Below are 18,532 nucleotides of genomic sequence, written 5' to 3'. Positions count from 1 at the left end.
GTTCTGAGGGCTCTACGTGGCTGCTGGAGCCATCTCTATGGGCGCCCCTCACGCGGGTTCATTAACGATCAGTGGGTCCATCCGGGCTACACTTGATCTAGAAACGCTGCTCGCACGTGTCGACCCGCCCCACAGATCACCCCGGCCTTCCTTAGCCGGGGTGATCTTGTTTACTGCCCCGTTCGGGCTCCCAGCACCTTGGAGACGGCGGGGTAGTCCAAGCACGCACTGAGGAGTTCAAGGGCCTCTGTGGTCACCTGAGACACCGTGGCGCCTGTCTCCCGCGCTTGCTCCATCAACCAGCCGTACGTATCAGCGGGCAGTGTGATCATCAGCGTCACCGTCTCGGCTCCAGCGTCGAGCACTTCCCTGCCCGAGAGTGCTCCACCGTCAGCTAGCTCCGCGCGTGTTCGCCTGGTCCTCCATGGCCTGTGGGCACCGCTTACGTCGGCCTGGAGCTGAGCTTCGCGGGTGCGTCTCACACTGTCGCCTGACCACCGGTCCGGGCAGCCTCCACCAGGCCGCGCACCGCATCGGACGTGGAGCATCCGCTGTCCCTCTTCAAGCTGTTCAAGTACTCGATCTGCGGGGCCGTCATGCGGATCACCACCTGGCCCGAGTACGCCCTGTAGAGCCGTCTATTCGATTCCCTGTTCTGCCGCATGCATAAGTCCTTTCGTCGAGCTTTCGTTTCCTCCATCGTAGATCTGATGTACGAATTGCATTGCAATTCGTGCGACACTGAATCTCAAGGAGAAGTTCCCTGACGGAAAGGACATTAATGCGAACGAGAGTCAACCCAGGAGCGCGAGCCGCACCGCGCCTGCCAGCAATTATGAAGCGAGACAGGATCGATACCAAGCCACACCTGCCCACTAACGAGACTCGAATCCAAGCCTTTTACGCCGGGGCAAAGTACAGTCCGTCGGCAGGGGGGTGGATGTAATCGAGAACAAACTCCCCGACCCCAGGCTGTCCGCTCCCATGACCCCACGGGAGGGAACGGGCTGGAGTCCGAATGCCAATGGTCCGTCGTACATCGGCAGGATCATTACGGTGGACGACCAGCACACCTTCCACTTCCATATGAACCCCTCTGCTATCTCGCTGTCTCATGCCGCGGACTTCTCGGGCGATGCGGCGGTCCTCCCTGCTGGGCAAGCTCCAGACAGCGGCATCGACAGACCAACATCGCCAACAAACACCACCCTATCGATGAACCTACTCATCGATCGTACGTATGAGAAATGGGACAACGTCCTTGGGTCAGACGGAGTCTGGCACGACGTCAGCGTGCTCTACAACGTGGCGGGTATTCTTCCCTCGGGCCATACGTCCTCCGGCGACATCGGTCCTCTAATCCCGACCTACTCCTGGTTGCTTCTCAACGCGGGCACAGGATTGTGGGGGATGTCGTACTACGGATTTATTGCCAGCCTTGGAATCCAGTACACGCATTGGTCCGCAGACATGGTGCCGATGAGGGCCACAGCGTCGATCACTTTTAATGTCCAGCAAAACCCGTGGAACGCCGCCGGTTCCAGTAACAGATTCTTCGTAAACGGGGACCTGTCACCACCGTTGGGATCAGGGCCGGCAAACCAGCAGCCAGGAGCAGCTTTTGGCTGGGCACTTGGTCAACCAGGGGTAAGTCCGGGAGCAACGCAGGGGCGAGGATAATGACAGAGCAAGTTCGCGGGACAAACGACCTATCTGGCTACAGTGAGGCCCCTCAGACCCCCCATGACCTACAGCGGGAACGGGCTGGTGCTCTAGGGGGTGGATCACTCCATCCCGAGTGGGCGTCGTCGACTCGCGTTTCGGGAACGTACCGACGACCGGGCCGCTTCGAGATTGGTTTGACGGCTGAGCTGAATAAGCCGAACAAAGGCCGAGGTATTGGCGTAGACGTGCAGCTCGGCAGCGGGTCGTCCAGTAGCGGTGGAGGCGGGGGATCCACTGGCTCGGGAGGTTCTACTCGCGTTGCCAGTCTCCCGACCACTACGTACACACCGGTTTCCTTCAAGTCGGCAGCTGTCAATTACTCGTCCGGATACCGTGCGCCCGATCAGGCGTGATCACCATAGAAGATCGCACCTGAGTTACTAGGACCTTGAATACGCGATGGGCGAGAACACGGAACTTCTCGATCTTCGAGTTGATATGACCCTCACCGAACGATGGAACCCCGAGCCGTATCAGGAACGGGTGAACAGGCGATCTACCAGCACATTTAGCTATCGGGAGCCTAGGTCCCAGTAACTCCGACCGACTATCGAGTGCACGGAACAGCAAGTCCAACGACACAGTATGAGAGTGGGCAAGTAGCAGATGTACGAGCAGAACGAATCGCGGATCGCCGAACTAGAGGCAAGAATGGCCACCGTTATGCGGGAAAGAGAGGCCACCCTGGCGCAGATTCAGGCCATAGACCACCGGGAGCTATCCTTGCGTCGTCTGGGATTCCGCCCAGACCCGAAGGAACACGAGGAAGGCGTATGTCCTAGATGTGGGTCCGCCGTCTTCGAGTACGGCATGAAGCCTGATCCGAGCTACAGGCCGACCACGGACACGGGCTACGCGGCGTACATGTACAAGACTGATCCTCGCCAGGACAACTCCTATCGCGTTCGCTGTAGCGGTTGCACCTGGCCTGCTCCTGCTCAGTTCGCAGGTGGATCTGGCCGCTACTTCATGTAGGTCCCATGGGCGTACCTAGGAACGCCAACCATTCTCCAACGAAGACATCCCCCGACAAGCTCTGACGAGCCGATCGGGGGATCTGTCTTTCTGGTAAGAAGTGCGGCAGCTTACCTAGCCTGGAGTCACCCATTCCAGCACAGACGTCCCCTCAGTGAGCGGAGCGAGCGTGAGGGGCAGAAGTGCAATAAAACCCTCTGCTTGATCGAAAATAGAATCATGACTAGAGCAAAGAGGGGATCGGCCTTCCGCTGGACACAGGAGACCATCCTGTCCAAGACCTTGGATGAACTTGGCAACGACTGCATCATCTACCCGTTCGGTAGGAACAGGAAGGGTTACGGGGTCCTCTACGATCCAGCGACGGGAAAGCCTGAGCGGGCACACCGCTACGTATATGAGAAGTTCTGGGGCAGAAAGATTGAACCAGGAAAGTACCTCCTTCACATTTGCGGAGGTGGGTCGGGGGCATCTGGGTGTGTCCATCCTGGGCATGTTCGCGAAGGCACCAATCGGGAGAACGTAGCCGATCGTGAAATGGCTGGACGGGGTAGCTCTCCCAGCGGTCGCCTGACACCAGAACAGGTGTACGAAATTCGGCGGCTATTTGATCGGGGAAATCTCTCTGGCGCTGCGATAGCGAGGATTTATGAAATAGCCACTTCAACAGCCAATCGGATCAGAACCGGTCGGCACTGGCAACATCTCCACGATCTGTCAGCTAGCTAGGCCACTCATCATGTAGCAACTACCTTCGAATCTAGCGCCTGTGTATCATTGGGTTCACTGCCATGATCACAAGGAATGGCCCCGAGGGCAGTGGCCAATTCTCTCGGAGAATAGACCGGTGCACCCCCCTTGGCTCAGCCTGTCGTCAAGGGTTCTACCGAGGCCGTAGGGCACTCAGAGCCAGAACTGGGCATCTGTGAACCTGGGGCTACAACAGAGTCCCCTGCTAGTTCCCTCAGCTCCTTCATGACTTCGTACAGCGCGGGCCGCCAGTCATCCATGACATCGTCGGTGTCCCGACCCTCCAAGGTGGTCTCCCACCAGGGGAAGATCTCGTTGTCGTCCATCAAATACCACGTGGGGATGAAGGGCGCCCCCCTTTCTACCAGCACTATCATTGCCTGGTAGAGGTCCCTCTCGGAATCGTGCAGACGCGCAGGCCACACCATGCGGTACTCCCTACATCGCTCGTGGCCCCTACTCGGGGGCCTCTGTGATCGTTCGGGAGGACCATATCTGACGGTCCGTAGGCAGACTATCTAGATAGTCCCCGACGTAGCTATTTGACGCAAATACCTACTATTCTTGGAGACCTGGCCTGACCTGCGCGGATGGCATTTCTAATGCCTGTCGATCAAGCTCTCATTGTGTGTCGCAGATCACAAAATTACTGCCAATTCGGGCCGATCGGTAGTCCAGATATGCCAGCTACTCGGCTTCCCCGCCGTGGTCTCCACTGCCAGGCGGCAAGGGCGCGAGACCGCCACAGGGGTCTATTCGACCTTGATCGTCCGGTCGGCCTTATCCGGCCCACTACAACGAGCGACGATCCGCTACTCCCTGTGCGTCGATCCGTCTGGTTGTCCCTCGGTTGTGCTGTCCGACCCGATCAAGCTGTTACACTTACTGAAGTAACGGTAACAGAGCAGGTCAGACGGGGGGTAGCTCCATGAAGGTGATCGGTTACATTCGGGTCAGCACGGAGACACAGGTTGATGGGTTCGGCCTGGACGTCCAGGCGAAAGCGATCAAGGATTGGGCACGCGCCAACGGGCACCGCTTGATCCACATCTACCGCGAGGAAGGCATCAGCGGGTCCAAGGATCTAGAGCACCGTCCGGCGCTCTTTGAGGCCATGGAAGCACTCAAGGCCAACCAGGCCGACGGGCTGATCGTCCCTAAGCTTGACCGACTTGCTCGTGACTTGATCGTTCAGGAGACGATCATCGGGGACATCTGGAAGGCCGGAAAGCTGATCTTTTCGGCTGTGCCTGGTGAAGCTGAGCTTCTGGTTGACGACCAGGCCGACCCGTCGCGGAAGCTCATCAGGCAAGTCCTTGGTGCCGTGAACGAGTACGAACGGGAGGTCATTGCCCTACGTCTGCGGATGGGCCGCGCAGCTAAGTCCAGCAGGGGCGGGTACGCCTACGGTGCCCCCGCGTACGGCCAGCAGACCACGCCTGAGAAGGAGCTGGCTCCCGTCGACAGCGAGCAGGCCGCGCTGTCGCTCATGCAGGCCAAGCACACTGATGGAGCGTCGCTGCGGGAGATCGTTGACGCACTGCACGCCGCAGGCCACAAGCCCAAGCGCGGAGATCGCTGGCACCCAACGACCGTGGCTCGCTGCCTGGCCCGTCTGACGGCCGCGTAGGAACACTGCGCATGACTGTCACTCTCAGTTATGTGACAAGAAAGGCATTCATTCTTGGGTCTTGACAATTCCGTAATTGGCTCTGACTTCCCGAGAATGGACCCCCCATAGTTAAATGATCTTGCGGGGAGGAAGGCTGCCAGGGTTCTCGCGTAGGATTTCCAGAAACCAAGCAGGGCAGTGTCAGGCAGTGGCCTCACGGGGATGAGATCCAATGCGCGGGGCGATTTAGGCCGTCTGGAAGTTGGGTTTGCTCGTCACCTCTGGCACTATCGACCTGCACCTGGGTTAGACCGACAACTTCCCGCAAGTTGGCACGGGAAATATCGGCATGTTGCAAGATAGCTCCTGTCAGGTCTGCACCGGATAGGTTGCAACCGTCAAGGTATGAACCGGTTAGATCTACGCCAGCCATTAGGGTGCCAGTCATATTGGCGTCGGTCATCACTGCATTCATTAGGTTCACAGCCAATAGATTCGCGCCGGCCAGGTTAGCTCTGAATAGGCCGGCGCCATTTAGATGCCTTTGGGGTAAATCGGCGCGTGAGACGCCCGGCAAAGAAGGAAGGCGCCCGAGAATCGTCAGTGCTGTTTGGATGTCGGTAGCTAGCTGCAGCGGCAGTATTTGGGATAGTATTCTCTGGGGAGAGTGCTCCCGCACGAATGCTGAGAGCACCTCGACCACGGTGCGCTGGTCATCCGGGGAGTCGTTGGCGACGCGCTCCAACGCGTATAGCCCACCAAGCCTGACATCGACCCTATCGTGTCCGAGCAGCTCGATTGCGGACGTGTACAGCTCCCGGACGTGGGTGTTCGCATTCGACTGCCGTACCTCGGCGTTGGCCTGCCGAGTCTCGTCTAGGGCGATGAGGCCACCCGCGACCGCGAGCAGAGCCGCAGCGGCTGTCAGGAGCCCGCCTTGCAGCGTCGCTCGGGCATCCTCTGCTCCAGAGCCGTACATCCACCTGGGTAGAACGAAGATCGATACGACGGCGATCACGGCCAGGGCGAGCGAGACCCCAGCCAGCACCCAAAGCGTCCGACGTCGGCTCTGAGGCCGAGCAGATCCCCCGTTGCTCATGTCATCGTTGTACGCCCATGCCAGCTTCGGCCAGACAGGACCCTCTTGAGGGGCGCGGGCTACCCGATGTGCGGGGTTGGGCGTCTGTCCAGGTAGTGGTTCACGCGGAGCCGTATCGACTCATGCATATGGATCCTGCGTAGGGGAAGCCGGGGATCTATAGATAGCCTGTCTGCCGATAGCGTTCGTCAGCATCTTTCTTCTCTCGCGCGGCTTTATCTTCCTCTTGGGCGGCCTTATCGAGGCGTCGCTGCTTGCGCCAACTCGATATGCGGTTCGGCACAACCAGTAGGAAGGCCACTATCCCGGCGAGCCCGGCTACGGCTCCAGAGACAGCCGCGACGAGCCCTCCAAACTTGCCCCACCAGGACTTCGCGGAATTTTTCAAGGATCCGTGCACCTTCAAAACGAGATCAAGGTGTATGGACTCTAAAGGAATGTCGCTATCCTGTTGCTCGATATCGACTTTTAGTACCAGACTGTACGAACCAGGCGCGGCTGCTTTGGCTGACCATCTCCACTCGGCTGAGTCGCCGACACCTATAACGTTCTGTGCGTTGGCGGACAGCGGTTGGATGCTTACTCCGTCCTGTGCAACCGAAAGAAGGCTCACTCGTAGAAGTCCTCCTACCTGGATGATACTTCCAGTGGGGGAGGGTGCGTCGCCTGACGGGCAAAGATGCGCACGAAAGTTGCAGATCAGTCTCTCGCCAGATATCCGCGCAATCACCTGAACGTCTTCGGCGGGCGGGGCGACAACTTCCTTTGGGTAATAAATCCATCCCAATATGAGATCCGCCCGGTCGCCAGCGATTCTTTGTTGATATTCAAACTGTCCCGAAGTCGCGGCGTCGCCGAGGTTACGGCAGAGGTGCGGATCTCGGCATTGAGCCGATGGCCCGCTGGGGGACGATCGTGCAAGGAATAGCAAACCAGCTACTCCAGAAATTGCGAGCAATATTGCCACGAGACCGGCTGGCCGAAACCGCCTCTGCTTGATCTCTGATCGTGCTGGTATCTCTGATCGTGATGGTCGTGAATCAGGCGGCACCGTATCCCCCGAAGCCCTATCTTGCGTCGCTTAGCATGATCGTAACTCCATGCCGACGGCGCGCACACGAGGCATCTACGGCTTTGGCAGGATGCGCCCGGTTCGGTGCGCCCACTCCCTGATCTCGCTGACGAGCCACACGCGGTTACCGCCGTCCGGCGACGGGAGCGGCTCAGGGAAGCCTTTGACGCGGGTGAGCTGATCCGCCCGGTGCGTCGTGAGGCCCAGCACGGTCGCGACAGCGCCGACGGTGGCCACTTCTGGCCTGTTGTCAGATGGCGCCACGTACCCGACACTGGCTCTGCCAATGTACGTGCACGTATGTTGGCAGGGCCTAGGCGTGCCTACGCGCTACGCCACAGCACGGGAGGGACGGGGTCATGACCGACCACCAGGACCACGGCAAGGCGGGGGCAACGTGATCATCCGGATGAACCACGAATCCGGCGCGCAGATGGAAACCACTGTGCCCGATCCGCACGACGTCACCCCTGCGGAAGTGGCTGCCGGAGTGCTCATGGTGCTGCCGGGTGTGACGCGGGTTCGCATCTGGACTTCGGGTAGATCATTTCTAGACGAGCCTGACGCCGATGCCAGCAGAGTCCAGGGAGCACCCGTGGACGACGACCTACAGGCATCGCATGACGCCTACGTGGCCGACGTCGCGACGATCCTTGATCTAGAAGCCGGCCTGGAAGCGATCGCGGATACCCCGACCCCGGAACCCCCGGGATGGATCACTGACTGGAGATCCGCATCTGTGAACGACTCGACCGTGCCACCCTGGCGCTCCGCTCACTACGGCGACACCCCGCCGGTCTAGCCGACATGGGAACCGCTGAGGAGCCCATAGGCAGGCCAGATGACGAGATTGGTACCGATCAGCCCAGATCGACCAGTGGGCCGGTAGTGACTAGTCGAGACAGGCTCCCCTCTGATGTCCGGGAGCTTCTACACCAGGCCATCGACCAGAGCTATCCCGCTCATGGCCCCGGGCGCATATGGACCCCTGCCGATCTCCGAGGCTGGTACCAGGACGAGCAGGACCCCGGACCACCCACGGAACCGATGAGGACCACCAGGACCCCCCGAACTCTGCTCAGGATCCTCGGGCCACGGTGAGGTCATCTCATGACGAAGGGCTCCCCGATCATCGGGGAGCCCTCAGCCGTTCTTGATCGTCTATGCGGCCTGCGCCGCCCCTGAGCCATCGCGGCGCAACTGAGTCAGGTACTTGCGCACGGTGCTCTCATGTGCCCCGATCTTGGGGGCTAGCTCTCTGGCCAACGCCGCATCGCTACGGCCGTCACCAGGCATGTCCTTGACCAGAGCCGCGAGTTGAGCCCGCTTGGACAACGGCGCAGACACCGGCGCAGTGGCGTCCAGATCGGCCACAGGAGCGTCTCCCATCACGGTAGGTGTCCTTGCCTCACCTGCGAGCTTCTCGGGCTTCTGAGCCCCAGTGATCGTCATGCCCGGAGCACGGTAGGACGTGATCACGTAACCCTGTGTCCGCAGGTCCGCTAGCTCCTGGTCGATCGGCTCCCGACTCTTGATCACGACCGGGGCCATCGGCCTGCGAGGGTCGAACGCTTCCAGGCGGTATGAGTAGCGACGGGGGAAGATCACAGTGACACCCCGCAGTGGGCGCAGGTGATCGGGAGGCCGAACAGCTTGTCAGTGATCGACTCGATGTGCGGGCAGGGGACCAGCGTGATCCGCCCGTCATGCCCGTAGCCCCGGCACGTCAGGTCTGACTGGTCGAAGGGCCGGAAGTACACGACTGCTCCGCTGGGGTGGCGACTGACGGAGTCCAGCCAACCAAGATCGGTAGGCATGCCCGACTCAAGATCGTCTAGGTTGGCGCGCTCCTGGTGATCGTCAATCACCGGGCGGACCTCATCGGTCCTGGTCATCCTGGTGCCTCCACTGATGTTCGTCAGTTGAGGTAAGTCGTCAGGCCGCCCTCGTGGCCGGTGTTGAAGGCGACCAGCAGGTCCAGCACCTCAGGTCCCCTGACCTCGCCGACGACCAGCCGGTCAGGGCGCATCCGCAACGCCTGCCGGACGAGGTCGCGCTGGGTGATGGCGCCCGCGCCCTCGATGTTGGGCGGCCGGCCCTGCAGTCGGACGAGGTTGTCGCGCTCCAGTGCCAGCTCGGTTGTGTCCTCCACGATCACGACACGTTCGGCCGGGCTCACGCAGCCGAGGAGCGCGGCGAGAAGCGTCGTCTTGCCGGTGCCTGTGCCGCCGGTGACCGCGATCGCGAGCCGGGCGTCGACGAGCGCGCGCAGTACGTCGACGAGCGTCTCTCCGTCACGCCTCGCGGCGATGCCGGCGGACCGGCCTCCGGCCGCGCTGGGCTTCGTTGTCGCCGCGTGGGCCTCCGGGGACTCCGTGCCGGCGGATCGCCGGGGAGGCGTTCCGGTGGCGTCCCCGGCGTCACCCGTGACGAACTCGGCGAGGCCGATCGGCACCCGGCGCGGTCGGCGTAGCGACAGGCAGGTGCCACCGATCGCCACCGGCGTGAGCACCGCGTGCAGCCGGGTGCCGTCCGGAAGCCGCGCGTCCGCGAAGGGCGCCGCCGCGTCCAGTCGCCGCCCGCCGCTGGCCGCGAGCCGGGTCGCGAGCCGGCGCACCGTGTCGTCGTCGGCGAACCAGACGTCCGCGCGTTCCAGCCCCCCGCCTCGGTCGGCCCAAACCTCGGCCGGGCCGTTCACCAGCACGTCGGTCACGGCCGGATCGGCGAGCAACTCGTCCAGCGGGCCGGCGCCGAGCAGCTCGGCGGTGACCACCCGCCGGGTCGCCTCCCGATCTTCCTCACGCAGCGGCCCGGCGACCTCGGCGAGCGCCCGGGCCACGTCCGCCCGAGTAGGCGGGTGGACCACGTCGGCCAGTCGGTCGCGCACCCCGTCGATCGTCGCCGCTGGGACGCCACGGACGGGGGCCGTCATCGGACCAGCTCGCCGGCCACCGGCGCCGGTGACGCCGCCAGGCCGGCCGGTCGCCAGCACCGGCCGGCCGCGGGCGCGGCCCGGCGGGCAGGTGGAGTGGCGATACCCGGTGGAGCGGCGATACCCGGCGGAGCGGCGGTGGGTGCGACGAGGATGATCGGTGGGCCGGTGGCCATGGCGCCCTGGTCCCTTCGGAGCGGACGGTTCGGTCGCGCACCACCGTGCCCCGCCGGAGCACCTGTGGATGAGCGTCATCCACAGGCCATCCGGCGCGGTACGAAGGAGGGTTGCCCGTGCCCGTCCCACGTCGTCCACACCGGACCGGGAACGGGCCCTGCGGGATGCCTACCGGGCTCAGCCGGCCGGGCCCGGGCCTCCGCCGAGGGGTGCCCGGGGCGTCCCTCATGACCTGCTGAGGGCCTCGCAGACGGCGAGTGAGTCGCGGGCGCCGAGCTCGACGGCGCGGGCGCAGTGCAGCAGCCAGACGCGCACGCCATCCGCCCCGCCGTGCGCGTAGCCCGCGGCGGCGGTCCGGTAGGCGGCGTCCGGCGCGGCGGAGCCGGCATCTCCGTCGCCGAGCGCGGCCTCCAGATGGCCCACGTCGCTCGCCGTCACCGCCTTGGGGTCCAGGCCGCGTCCGACGAGGACCAGCCGGGCGGCCGCCCGCGCGACCATCCCGTCCAGGCTCCCGAAGGGGCGCAGCGCGAGCAGCTCGCCGTGCACGATGGCGCTGACCACGATCGCCGGTGCCGCCGTTCGCCCGACGAGCAGGCCGACGAGCCCGTCCAGCCGGGCGGACACCTCGGCCGGACCCGGAGCCGGGCCGAGCCCGAGCAGGCCGGCAACGGCCGCGCCCGCGCGCGGCCGGCCAAGTTCGCTGTCCGGGACGATGCCCCGGCCGAGCAGGGTGTGCATCCGGGCGAGCGCCTGGCGGGGGGCCCGCTCCCAGGCCGCGCTGAGGCCGCCCAGCTCGGCGTACAGCCGGACCGCCCCCAGGGTCGCCGCGAGGTCATCGTCGGCGGGAGCGGGTGGCCGGCCGACCGCTGTGGGGGCGTCGTCGTGGCTGTCCCCGTCCTCCCCGGCGGTGAGGCGCTCCCGCAGCGTCTCCATCGCGACGCCGTGGCCCTCAAGCGCCGCGCTCGCCCGGGCGGAGCGCAGCGACGCCTCGGCCGTGACCTCAGCGCTGCGCCGCCGCAGCACCCGGTGGCGCAGCAGGGCGTCGACCGCCGAGCGGGCGGCCGCCACCGCCTCGTCCACACCGGGAAGTGCCGCGACCCTGGCGAACGGGTCAGCCTCGATACCGGCGTGTGGGCTGGGCGCTGTCGACACGCGGCCGACGCTACCCGTCCAGCTGGGTGACCCGCGTTCCGCGCCTGCTCCGCCCCGACCGGCCGGCGTCCGCTCCGTGGCTTCCGCGAGGTCCCGCCAATCGGGGGGAAAGTGGTAATCCGGGCCACACGCCCGCCCACTCGTCGCTACGGCCCCCGTGCGCGTGCCCAGGGCGTCAGACTGAAGGCAGGGGACCGGGGAGCGGACCGGGCGAGGGGGCGGGTCGGTCGCCCGCGAGCGCGGCCCCACGGGCGTGAGCAGGCTGGCGGTGACCGGCCGGCATATGCCTTCCCGGAGCCGGGGGATGGGGAGGGACTTCGGTGACGTTCGAGAACGGGGATCGCCGCGCGGGGAAGGAAGCCTCGCTGGGCGAGCTGGTCGCGATCGCGACCAGGGATATGTCCATGCTCGTCCGCCAGGAGATCGATCTCGCGAAGGCGGAGCTTGGCCGTCAGGCGGCGTCGGCCGCCGTCGGCGCCGGGTTGATCGGTGCCGCCGCCGGGCTGGGGCTCGGCGCGCTGATCGCGCTGACGATTTTCCTTGGTGAGCTGTTCACCTGGGCTGGGCTCGAGCGGTTCTGGTCCTTCCTGATCACGGCGGTGCTGCTGTTGGCGCTCGCCGGGCTGCTCGTGCTGGTCGGCGCGATGCGGCTGCGCAAGCTGCGGCCGCCGCGACGGACGATCTCCTCTGTCCGCGAGGACGTGGCCCTGCTGCGGCACCCCGTCGGGACCAGCGCGGCGGGCCGTGCCGGGGGTGCCAGCGCGCCGGTCGGCGCGGCCCCGGCGATCCCGCCGTCGCGGGAGGGTGGTCAACCAGGCCGTCCCGGCAGGCGCGAGCCGTGAGGCTGACCGCCTCCTCGGCGCGGGCCCAGGACCGCTCTCGGCTGTGCGCACCGACCGGCCCCGCCTTGCGCCCGGCTAGCCTGTGAGCGACGTCTTTAGGGCTGGGCCCGCGAACGTGGTTGTCACCCGGGGGGCCGCCGAACGTGCGGGTGGGCGCTGAACCTTCGGGAGCCGATCGGTGGGAGAGGTGTTCGCGTCGGAGCCCGCCAGCGTGCTGATCGACGGGCCGTGGCGGCATCGCGACGTCTCCGCGAACGGCACCCGGCTGCACGTCGCCGAGCTGGGCCAGGGCCCGCTGGTGCTGCTGTTGCACGGCTTCCCGCAGTTCTGGTGGGCGTGGCGCCACCAGCTGGTGACGCTGGCCGCAGCCGGCTACCGGGTGGTGGCGCCCGACCTGCGCGGCTATGGGGGGAGCGACAAGCCACCGCGTGGGTATGACGCGTTCACCCTCGCGGACGACGTCGCCGGGCTGATCCGCGCTCTCGGTGAGCGCGACGCCGTCCTGGTCGGGCAGGACTGGGGCGGGCTCGCCTGCTGGACGGCCGCGACCCTCTGGCCTCGGCAGGTTCGCCGGATAGCGGTTCTCGGGATGCCACACCCGCTGCGGGTCCGCCACCAGTACGCGGTGAGCCCCCGGGGACAGGGCCTGGCCGGGGCGCACCTGTTCGCCTTCCAGCTCCCCTGGCTGCCTGAGCGCCATCTGACCGCCGATGGCGCGGCCCGGATCGGCGAGCTGTTGCGCGACTGGGGCGGGCCGGGATTCCCAAGCGACGAGGAAGAACGGCGCTACCGCGCGGCGATGCAGATTCCTGGCGTGGCGCACAGCTCGCTGGAGTACCACCGCTGGGTGTTCCGCTCGCTGTTCCGGCCCGATGGTGCCCGGTTCGCGCAGGCGCTGCGACGGGCGGTGACCTGCCCCGTTCTGCATCTGCACGGCGGCGCGGACTCGTTCCTGTTGCCGGACACGGCCCAGGGCTCGGGCCGCTACGTCAGCGGGCTCTACACCTGGCAGCTGCTTCCCGGCGCCGGCCATTTCCTGCCCGAGGAGGCTCCCGACCTGGTGAGCGACCTGCTCCTGCGCTGGCTCCCCACCCCACCCTGACGGCCCACCCCGGCGCCTCTTCTGCGGTGAGCTGCCCGCGGGGTCCCCCGGGGTCCCTGCCGGATCGCGAAGCCGGGGTCCCTGCCGGATCGGCGATCTGGGAGGTCTGCTGGGAGGTCCGGATTGGCTGCCAAGCCGGGATCGGCGTCGAACCTGAGGGGTGAGTATCAGTCCCCGTCTAGCCAATCGGTGGGGAAGGTGGGGACGGGGAAGGGGCTTAGCGACAGCCCTGGGTGCTGACCGGGGTGGTGGCGCGCTCGCCCGCCTGCGCCGCGCCGCTGACCTCGGCCGCCGTCAGCACGTATCCGGTGTCGCTGTCGTCGGTCGCGGCGGCGAAGACGACGCCGTAGACGCTGCCGCCCGGCGAGAGCAGCGGCCCGCCCGAGTTGCCCGGCAGCACGGTGCCGCGCACGGCGTAGATGTCGCGCACCACGCTGCCCTGGGAGTAGATGTCAGGCGCCCTGGCCTTCTGGTGGTTGCGGATCCGCGCCGGCTCCGTCCGGTATGGGCCGTCCTCCGGGAAGCCCGCGATGACGGCGTCGTCGTCGGCGTGTCCCGGCGGCGAGGTCTGCAGCCGCAGCGGCGGACGGTTGAGGCCGGGGACGTAGAGCACGGCCACGTCGCGCGCGGCGTCGAAGACCACCACCTGTGCCGGCAACAGCCGCCCGCTGACCTCCACTCCCGGTTCCCGGACCCCGGCCACCACGTGCGCGTTGGTCATCACGTGCTGGGGCGCATACACGAATCCGGTGCCTTCGACCTGCCGTGAGCAGGACGGCGCGATGCCCCGGACCTTCAGCACGCTGGCGGCGGCCGACGTGACCCCGGCGGCGTTCACCACGGCGGGGTCGGGCGGGTCGGCGGCGACGATCGACTCGTTGCCGAGGCCGGAGAACACTGCCGGGAAGCCGTTGCCGTCCGCGAGCTGGCGCAGGCTGGAGAACGTGTCCCGCACGCTCGCGGGCATGCCGTCGTCGACTGTCGTCAGCACCGCCGAATCGCGGACCTCGCGGGCAGCGGTGGTGAACGGGGACCGTTCCAGCGCGGTCGCCATGAGCCAGGCGACCAACAGCACAGACAGCCCCGACAGGACCGCGCCGGCCAGCGAGTCGACGGTCTCGCCGGGCCGCCAGGTGAGCCGGCTGCGCAGGGCGACGCCGGCGCCTGTCCCGGCCACCTGGCCAAGACAGGCGAGCGTCAGGACCGTGACCAGGGCGATGACCGCGCCATGCTCACGCTGGCCGATCAACTTGGCGAGCGGGAGGGCGATCTGGGCACCGAGGATGCCGCCGCCGATGAATCCGATGAACGACAGCGCGCCCACCACGAAGCCCTGCCGGTACCCGGACACGGCGAACGCCAGCACCACGAGCAGCAGGACAATATCCAGGATGTTCATCACGAACGGCGGTCGTCTCGGTCTCGGTCGTCTCGGGTGTCTCGGTCGGTGTCAGGCGACGTGCAGCGTGGCGGACATGTTCGGGTGCAGCGTGCAGATCACCGGATAGTCACCCGGCGCCGTCACGGTGAAGGTCACCGACTGTGACGCGCCGGCGCCGATGATGTCGGTGCGCGCCGCGGGGATCTTCGGGATCACGAAGTTGTGAGACGCCGAGCCGTCCGCGACGGAGAAGTCGACGCGGATCTTCCCGGGCTTCGCGTTCAACGTGGCCGCGGAGAACCGCAGGTCGGCGAGGCCGACGAGGTGGAACACCTGGACACCGCCGGCAGTCGTCGGGGCCAGCACGGCGGTGGGCTTCGGCGTGTCCGGGTGCTCGGCCGTGCAGCCGGCACCGGCCGTCGCCAGCGTCAGCGCCCCGATCACCGTCACGGCCAGCCGCCTGCCCGCCGTCGACATCCTCAAGCCGCCGAGCCCTTCGTCGGGCCGGCACCAGTCCCGGTGCCGGCGGTGCGGTCGCGGTCGCCGGGGGCGTCCGGTTGGTGGGGCGGCACGCCGCCGGCCGGCCGGCTATCGCCCTGGGCGGGTGCCCCGGCGTGTGCCGTGCCGGGGCCGCGAGCGGCGAGGCCGACGGCGCTCCGGTCGGGCACGTCGTGGCCGGGCTGGCTCAACTCAGCCGCGCCGAGGCCGTCGGGCTCGGCACTGTCCGGGGTGAGGTCGTCGGGGTCGATCTCGCCGGCGGCGTCCACGCCGCCGGCCTGCGCCAGTTCGGCCGCGGCGCGGGCGATCGAGGCGTTGACGGCCGGGTCCTCCACCGGCGGGCCCTCCCCCCACGACCGCTCCAGGCCGCCGAGGCGTAGCAGCGCGTCGAGGATGCCAGCGGTGAAGCCCCATACCGTCGTCATGCCGGCGACGCGGAACGCCGGGCTTGGCTGCCCGGTCCGCGGGTGGCGCAGCCGCACCCGGTTCGCCGGGTCGACGAGGTCCGCGACCGGTACCCGCGCGACCGCCGACGTCTCGCCGGGATCCACCGGGTAGACCGGGCATGGCACGCGCCACCAGGCCAGCACCGGCGTCACCAGGTAGTTGCTGTGGGGCAGGTAGAGCCGTGGCGCGGCGCCGAGGATCTCGACGCCCTCCGGGTCCAGCCCGACCTCCTCGCGGGCCTCGCGCAGCGCCGTGTGGATCGCCGAGCCGTCCGCCGGGTCCGCGCCACCGCCCGGGAAGGCCGGCTGGCCGGCGTGCTTGCGCAGGTCGGCCGCCCGCTCGAGCAGCAGTACGTCCGGGCCGTGCTCGCCCCGACCGAACAGGATCAGCACCGCGGCGGGCCGTGCGTCCGGGGGCGGCGGTGGCCAGCCCTCCTCGCGGACCGGCAGGCCGTCGCGCGTGACCGCCGCCGCGAGCGCGGTGAGCCAACTGGGCGGCCCGCCGTCGCGCGGGAGGCCGTCGGGATCCGTCATCTGGCCGCTTCGGCGTCGCCGCGGACCAGCCGGGCCGCGTCGGCGGCCGACGTCGGGCCCTCGCCGAACGACGGGCACAGCTTCGCGACGCCGCAGGCGCCGCATGCCGGCCGCCTGGCGTGGCAGACACGCCGGCCGTGGAAGATCATTCGATCGGAGGCGATCGTCCAGTTCCTGCGCTCGATCAGCGCGGCGAGGTCGGCCTCGACCTTGACTGGGTCGTCGTTGGTGGTCAGGCCGAACCGCCGGGCGAGGCGGCCGACGTGGGTGTCGACCGTGATGCCCGGCGTGTCGAAGGCGTGCCCGAGCACGACGTTGGCGGTCTTGCGGCCGACGCCGGGCAGGGTGACCAGCTCGTCGAGCGTGTGGGGCACCTCGCCACCGAAGCGGTCGACCAGGGCGGCCCCGAGCCCCATCAGCGAATTCGCCTTGGCGCGGAAGAAACCGGTCGGGCGCAGCTGCTGCTCGAGCTCCTCCCGGTCGGCGCCCGCGTAGCTCGCGGCGGTGGGGTACTTCGCGAAGACCGCGGGGGTGACCTCGTTGACCTTCTTGTCGGTGCACTGCGCGGACAGCACGGTCGCGACCAGAAGTTCGAGCGGGTTGGAGAAGTTCAACGCAATCCGCGCGTCGGGATGCATCTCGCCGAGGATCCGGACGATCCGCCGAGCCCGCCTGGTCCGCGCCAGCGCGGTTTCGGCAGACGCGTCGACGATGGCCGGCATGTCCCGAGCCTATTCCCCCTGGCGACGGGGCCCTGAGATGCCTGGCTCGATCGGGTGGGGCGCCAGCGCCGGCGAGAGTTGGCGGGTTGCCTGAGGACGGCCTGGCCGACCGGCCAGGCCGTCGCGGTCAAGCCGCCCGGTGCTTGCCGGGAGGCTGGCGGCGCAGGCGCCTGCGGTAACGATCGAGGGCGGCGGCCATGCCCTGGTTGACGAAGGTGTTCACCTCGTCAGGGCGGGCATTGTCCAGGAAGCCCTCGATGCCCTTGCGGGTGTCCGCGGCGTTCAGCGGGCGCTCGACCCGCTCCATCGCCAGCAGAAGCCCGAGGAGCACCACGGGGAACGCGATGGCGGCGAAGAGAAACATGACGAGTACATGGTGGACGACGCGCGCCCGCGCGTGAAACGTGGGGTGGGGCGTGTCACGCACCGTGTGTCGCAACAGCATCCAGTGACGTTGGCCATGCTACGGCCGCGCGGGCCGTCGTCTCAGCCCTGACGGGCTTGGTTACTTATCGTGTTTCTCCGTCGCTGATCTGGTCATTTTGGGCGGGCGCGAGCGGCCTCGGGGTGCCCTGGCCGTGCTCTACGCGCGCTGTCCTGGCATGCTCACACCGTGGACGATCTGCTTGCTCGCGTTCCGCTGTTCGTCGGGTTGTCCGACCTGGACCGCCAGGCGCTCTCCAGCCACCTGGAGCGGAGGGACGTCACCCGTGGTGACGTGCTGTTCCGTGAGGGCGAGCCCGGTGATCGCGTCTTCGTGGTGCTGTCCGGCAAGGTGAAGATAGGACGCCAGTCTGCCGACGGGCGCGAGAACCTGCTGTATGTCATGGGCCCCGGGGACATCTTCGGGGAATTGTCACTCTTCGACCCTGGCCCGCGGACCGCGACGGCTACCGCTGTGACGGACGCCTCGCTCGTGTCGCTGGAGCACTCGGCGCTGCGCCCGTGGCTGCGGTCTCGGCCGGATGCCGGCTCACTGCTGCTGCGGGTGTTGGCCGCCCGGCTGCGCCGGACCAACGACGCCATGGCCGACATGGTGTTCACCGACGTGCCCGGCCGGGTCGCCAAGGCGCTGCTCGACCTCGCGGTGCGATTCGGTGAGCCGGCGCAGCCCGGTAACGAGGCCGCCGGGATCCGCGTCGAGCACGGCCTGACCCAGGAGGAGCTGGCCCAGCTTGTCGGGGCCTCCCGGGAGACGGTCAACAAGGCGCTCGCTGACTTCGCGACCCGCGGCTGGCTGCGCCTCGACTCCCGGGCCGTGGTGCTACTCGACCGCGACCGGCTGGCCAGACGAGCCCGTTAACGTCGCCCGGGGCCGGCCGCGCCCAGCCGAGGGCGCGTGGGCACGGCGGCCGGCGGGGCCTGTTCTGGATGTGCCGAGTCAGGCGGACGTGATCGTTGTGGCGGCGGCTGGCAGGTTGGTGTCGGGGTCGGCTTCGGGTGTGGAGGCGGGCTGGCCGGCGGCCCCCCCGCCGCCCGCCCCCGCGGTGTAGACCCCCGCGACCCCCTATTC

At 67.1% G+C, this 18,532-nt stretch carries 16 protein-coding genes and 1 pseudogene; 6 read left to right on the top strand and 11 right to left on the bottom strand.

Features of this window, described 5'->3' with window-relative positions; translation table 11 throughout:
* Positions 1-1,056: 1,056 nt before the first annotated feature.
* Together QOZ89_RS19560 and QOZ89_RS19555 are read left to right on the top strand one after the other, a co-directional pair.
* The gene (locus QOZ89_RS19560; RefSeq protein ID WP_312624426.1) at positions 1,057-1,680 is read left to right on the top strand and encodes a hypothetical protein; all 624 of its coding nucleotides are present in this window, start codon (positions 1,057-1,059) and stop codon (positions 1,678-1,680) included.
* Positions 1,681-4,378: 2,698 nt separating this feature from the next.
* Positions 4,379-5,080, top strand: coding sequence for a recombinase family protein (locus QOZ89_RS19555; RefSeq protein ID WP_312624425.1), 702 nt, complete (start codon positions 4,379-4,381; stop codon positions 5,078-5,080).
* A 196-nt stretch (positions 5,081-5,276) separates the two neighbouring features.
* On the opposite strand, the gene QOZ89_RS19550 is transcribed toward QOZ89_RS19555, so the two are convergent.
* The gene (locus QOZ89_RS19550; protein WP_312624424.1) at positions 5,277-6,110 is read right to left on the bottom strand and encodes a pentapeptide repeat-containing protein; all 834 of its coding nucleotides are present in this window, start codon (positions 6,108-6,110) and stop codon (positions 5,277-5,279) included.
* A 208-nt stretch (positions 6,111-6,318) separates the two neighbouring features.
* Entirely contained in the window at positions 6,319-6,774 is a 456-nt protein-coding gene (locus QOZ89_RS19545; RefSeq protein WP_312624423.1) for a hypothetical protein, read from the bottom strand.
* Positions 6,775-7,630: 856 nt separating this feature from the next.
* On the opposite strand from QOZ89_RS19545, the gene QOZ89_RS19540 reads away from it, so the two are divergent.
* Entirely contained in the window at positions 7,631-8,035 is a 405-nt protein-coding gene (locus QOZ89_RS19540; RefSeq protein ID WP_312624422.1) for a hypothetical protein, read from the top strand.
* Positions 8,036-8,394: 359 nt separating this feature from the next.
* Here the strand turns inward: QOZ89_RS19540 and QOZ89_RS19535 are convergent, their stop codons facing one another.
* The 4 genes and pseudogenes from QOZ89_RS19535 to QOZ89_RS19520 all read right to left on the bottom strand — a co-directional run bounded on the left by QOZ89_RS19535 (position 8,395) and on the right by QOZ89_RS19520 (position 11,494).
* Positions 8,395-8,841 carry a hypothetical protein gene (locus QOZ89_RS19535; RefSeq protein ID WP_312624421.1) on the bottom strand — a complete coding sequence of 149 codons (447 nt, stop codon included), beginning with the start codon at positions 8,839-8,841 and terminating at the stop codon, positions 8,395-8,397.
* Positions 8,838-9,128: a hypothetical protein gene (locus QOZ89_RS19530; protein ID WP_312624420.1), complete on the bottom strand. Its 291-nt coding sequence runs from the start codon at positions 9,126-9,128 to the stop codon at positions 8,838-8,840. Before QOZ89_RS19530 ends, QOZ89_RS19535 begins: the two co-directional genes overlap by 4 nt.
* 35 nt (positions 9,129-9,163) lie before the next feature.
* Positions 9,164-10,165: pseudogene (locus tag QOZ89_RS19525) on the bottom strand (TadA family conjugal transfer-associated ATPase); the annotation flags it as partial.
* Positions 10,166-10,567: 402 nt separating this feature from the next.
* A complete protein-coding gene (locus QOZ89_RS19520) occupies positions 10,568-11,494 on the bottom strand; it encodes a Fic family protein (RefSeq protein ID WP_071052167.1) in 927 nt (308 codons plus the stop codon).
* Positions 11,495-11,814: 320 nt separating this feature from the next.
* Between QOZ89_RS19520 and QOZ89_RS19515 the strand changes: the two genes are divergently transcribed.
* Both QOZ89_RS19515 and QOZ89_RS19510 read left to right on the top strand, forming a co-directional pair.
* Positions 11,815-12,336: a phage holin family protein gene (locus tag QOZ89_RS19515; protein WP_071052166.1), complete on the top strand. Its 522-nt coding sequence runs from the start codon at positions 11,815-11,817 to the stop codon at positions 12,334-12,336.
* 178 nt (positions 12,337-12,514) lie between these two features.
* A complete protein-coding gene (locus tag QOZ89_RS19510) occupies positions 12,515-13,438 on the top strand; it encodes an alpha/beta fold hydrolase (RefSeq protein WP_083419523.1) in 924 nt (307 codons plus the stop codon).
* A 217-nt stretch (positions 13,439-13,655) separates the two neighbouring features.
* Here the strand turns inward: QOZ89_RS19510 and QOZ89_RS19505 are convergent, their stop codons facing one another.
* The 5 genes from QOZ89_RS19505 to QOZ89_RS19485 form a co-directional block, all read right to left on the bottom strand.
* Positions 13,656-14,837, bottom strand: coding sequence for a MarP family serine protease (locus tag QOZ89_RS19505; protein WP_071052165.1), 1,182 nt, complete (start codon positions 14,835-14,837; stop codon positions 13,656-13,658).
* A 51-nt stretch (positions 14,838-14,888) separates the two neighbouring features.
* Entirely contained in the window at positions 14,889-15,269 is a 381-nt protein-coding gene (locus tag QOZ89_RS19500; protein ID WP_397428807.1) for a cupredoxin domain-containing protein, read from the bottom strand.
* 29 nt (positions 15,270-15,298) lie between these two features.
* A complete protein-coding gene (locus tag QOZ89_RS19495) occupies positions 15,299-16,297 on the bottom strand; it encodes an NUDIX hydrolase (protein WP_241842167.1) in 999 nt (332 codons plus the stop codon).
* Positions 16,294-17,019, bottom strand: a complete 726-nt coding sequence (gene nth, locus QOZ89_RS19490) for an endonuclease III (RefSeq protein ID WP_312624419.1) — start codon at positions 17,017-17,019, stop codon at positions 16,294-16,296. The genes QOZ89_RS19495 and nth overlap by 4 nt, the downstream gene beginning before the upstream one ends.
* A gap of 127 nt (positions 17,020-17,146) precedes the next feature.
* A complete protein-coding gene (locus tag QOZ89_RS19485) occupies positions 17,147-17,383 on the bottom strand; it encodes a hypothetical protein (RefSeq protein ID WP_007512404.1) in 237 nt (78 codons plus the stop codon).
* Positions 17,384-17,632: 249 nt separating this feature from the next.
* Between QOZ89_RS19485 and QOZ89_RS19480 the strand changes: the two genes are divergently transcribed.
* Positions 17,633-18,322, top strand: a complete 690-nt coding sequence (locus QOZ89_RS19480) for a Crp/Fnr family transcriptional regulator (RefSeq protein ID WP_071052162.1) — start codon at positions 17,633-17,635, stop codon at positions 18,320-18,322.
* The last annotated feature ends 210 nt before the right edge of the window (positions 18,323-18,532 follow it).

The organism is Pseudofrankia coriaricola (genome assembly GCF_032027725.1).
Taxonomy (GTDB): domain Bacteria; phylum Actinomycetota; class Actinomycetes; order Frankiales; family Frankiaceae; genus Pseudofrankia.
Note: the sequence above shows the minus strand (reverse complement) of the source record. Positions and strands in the feature narration are given on the sequence as shown.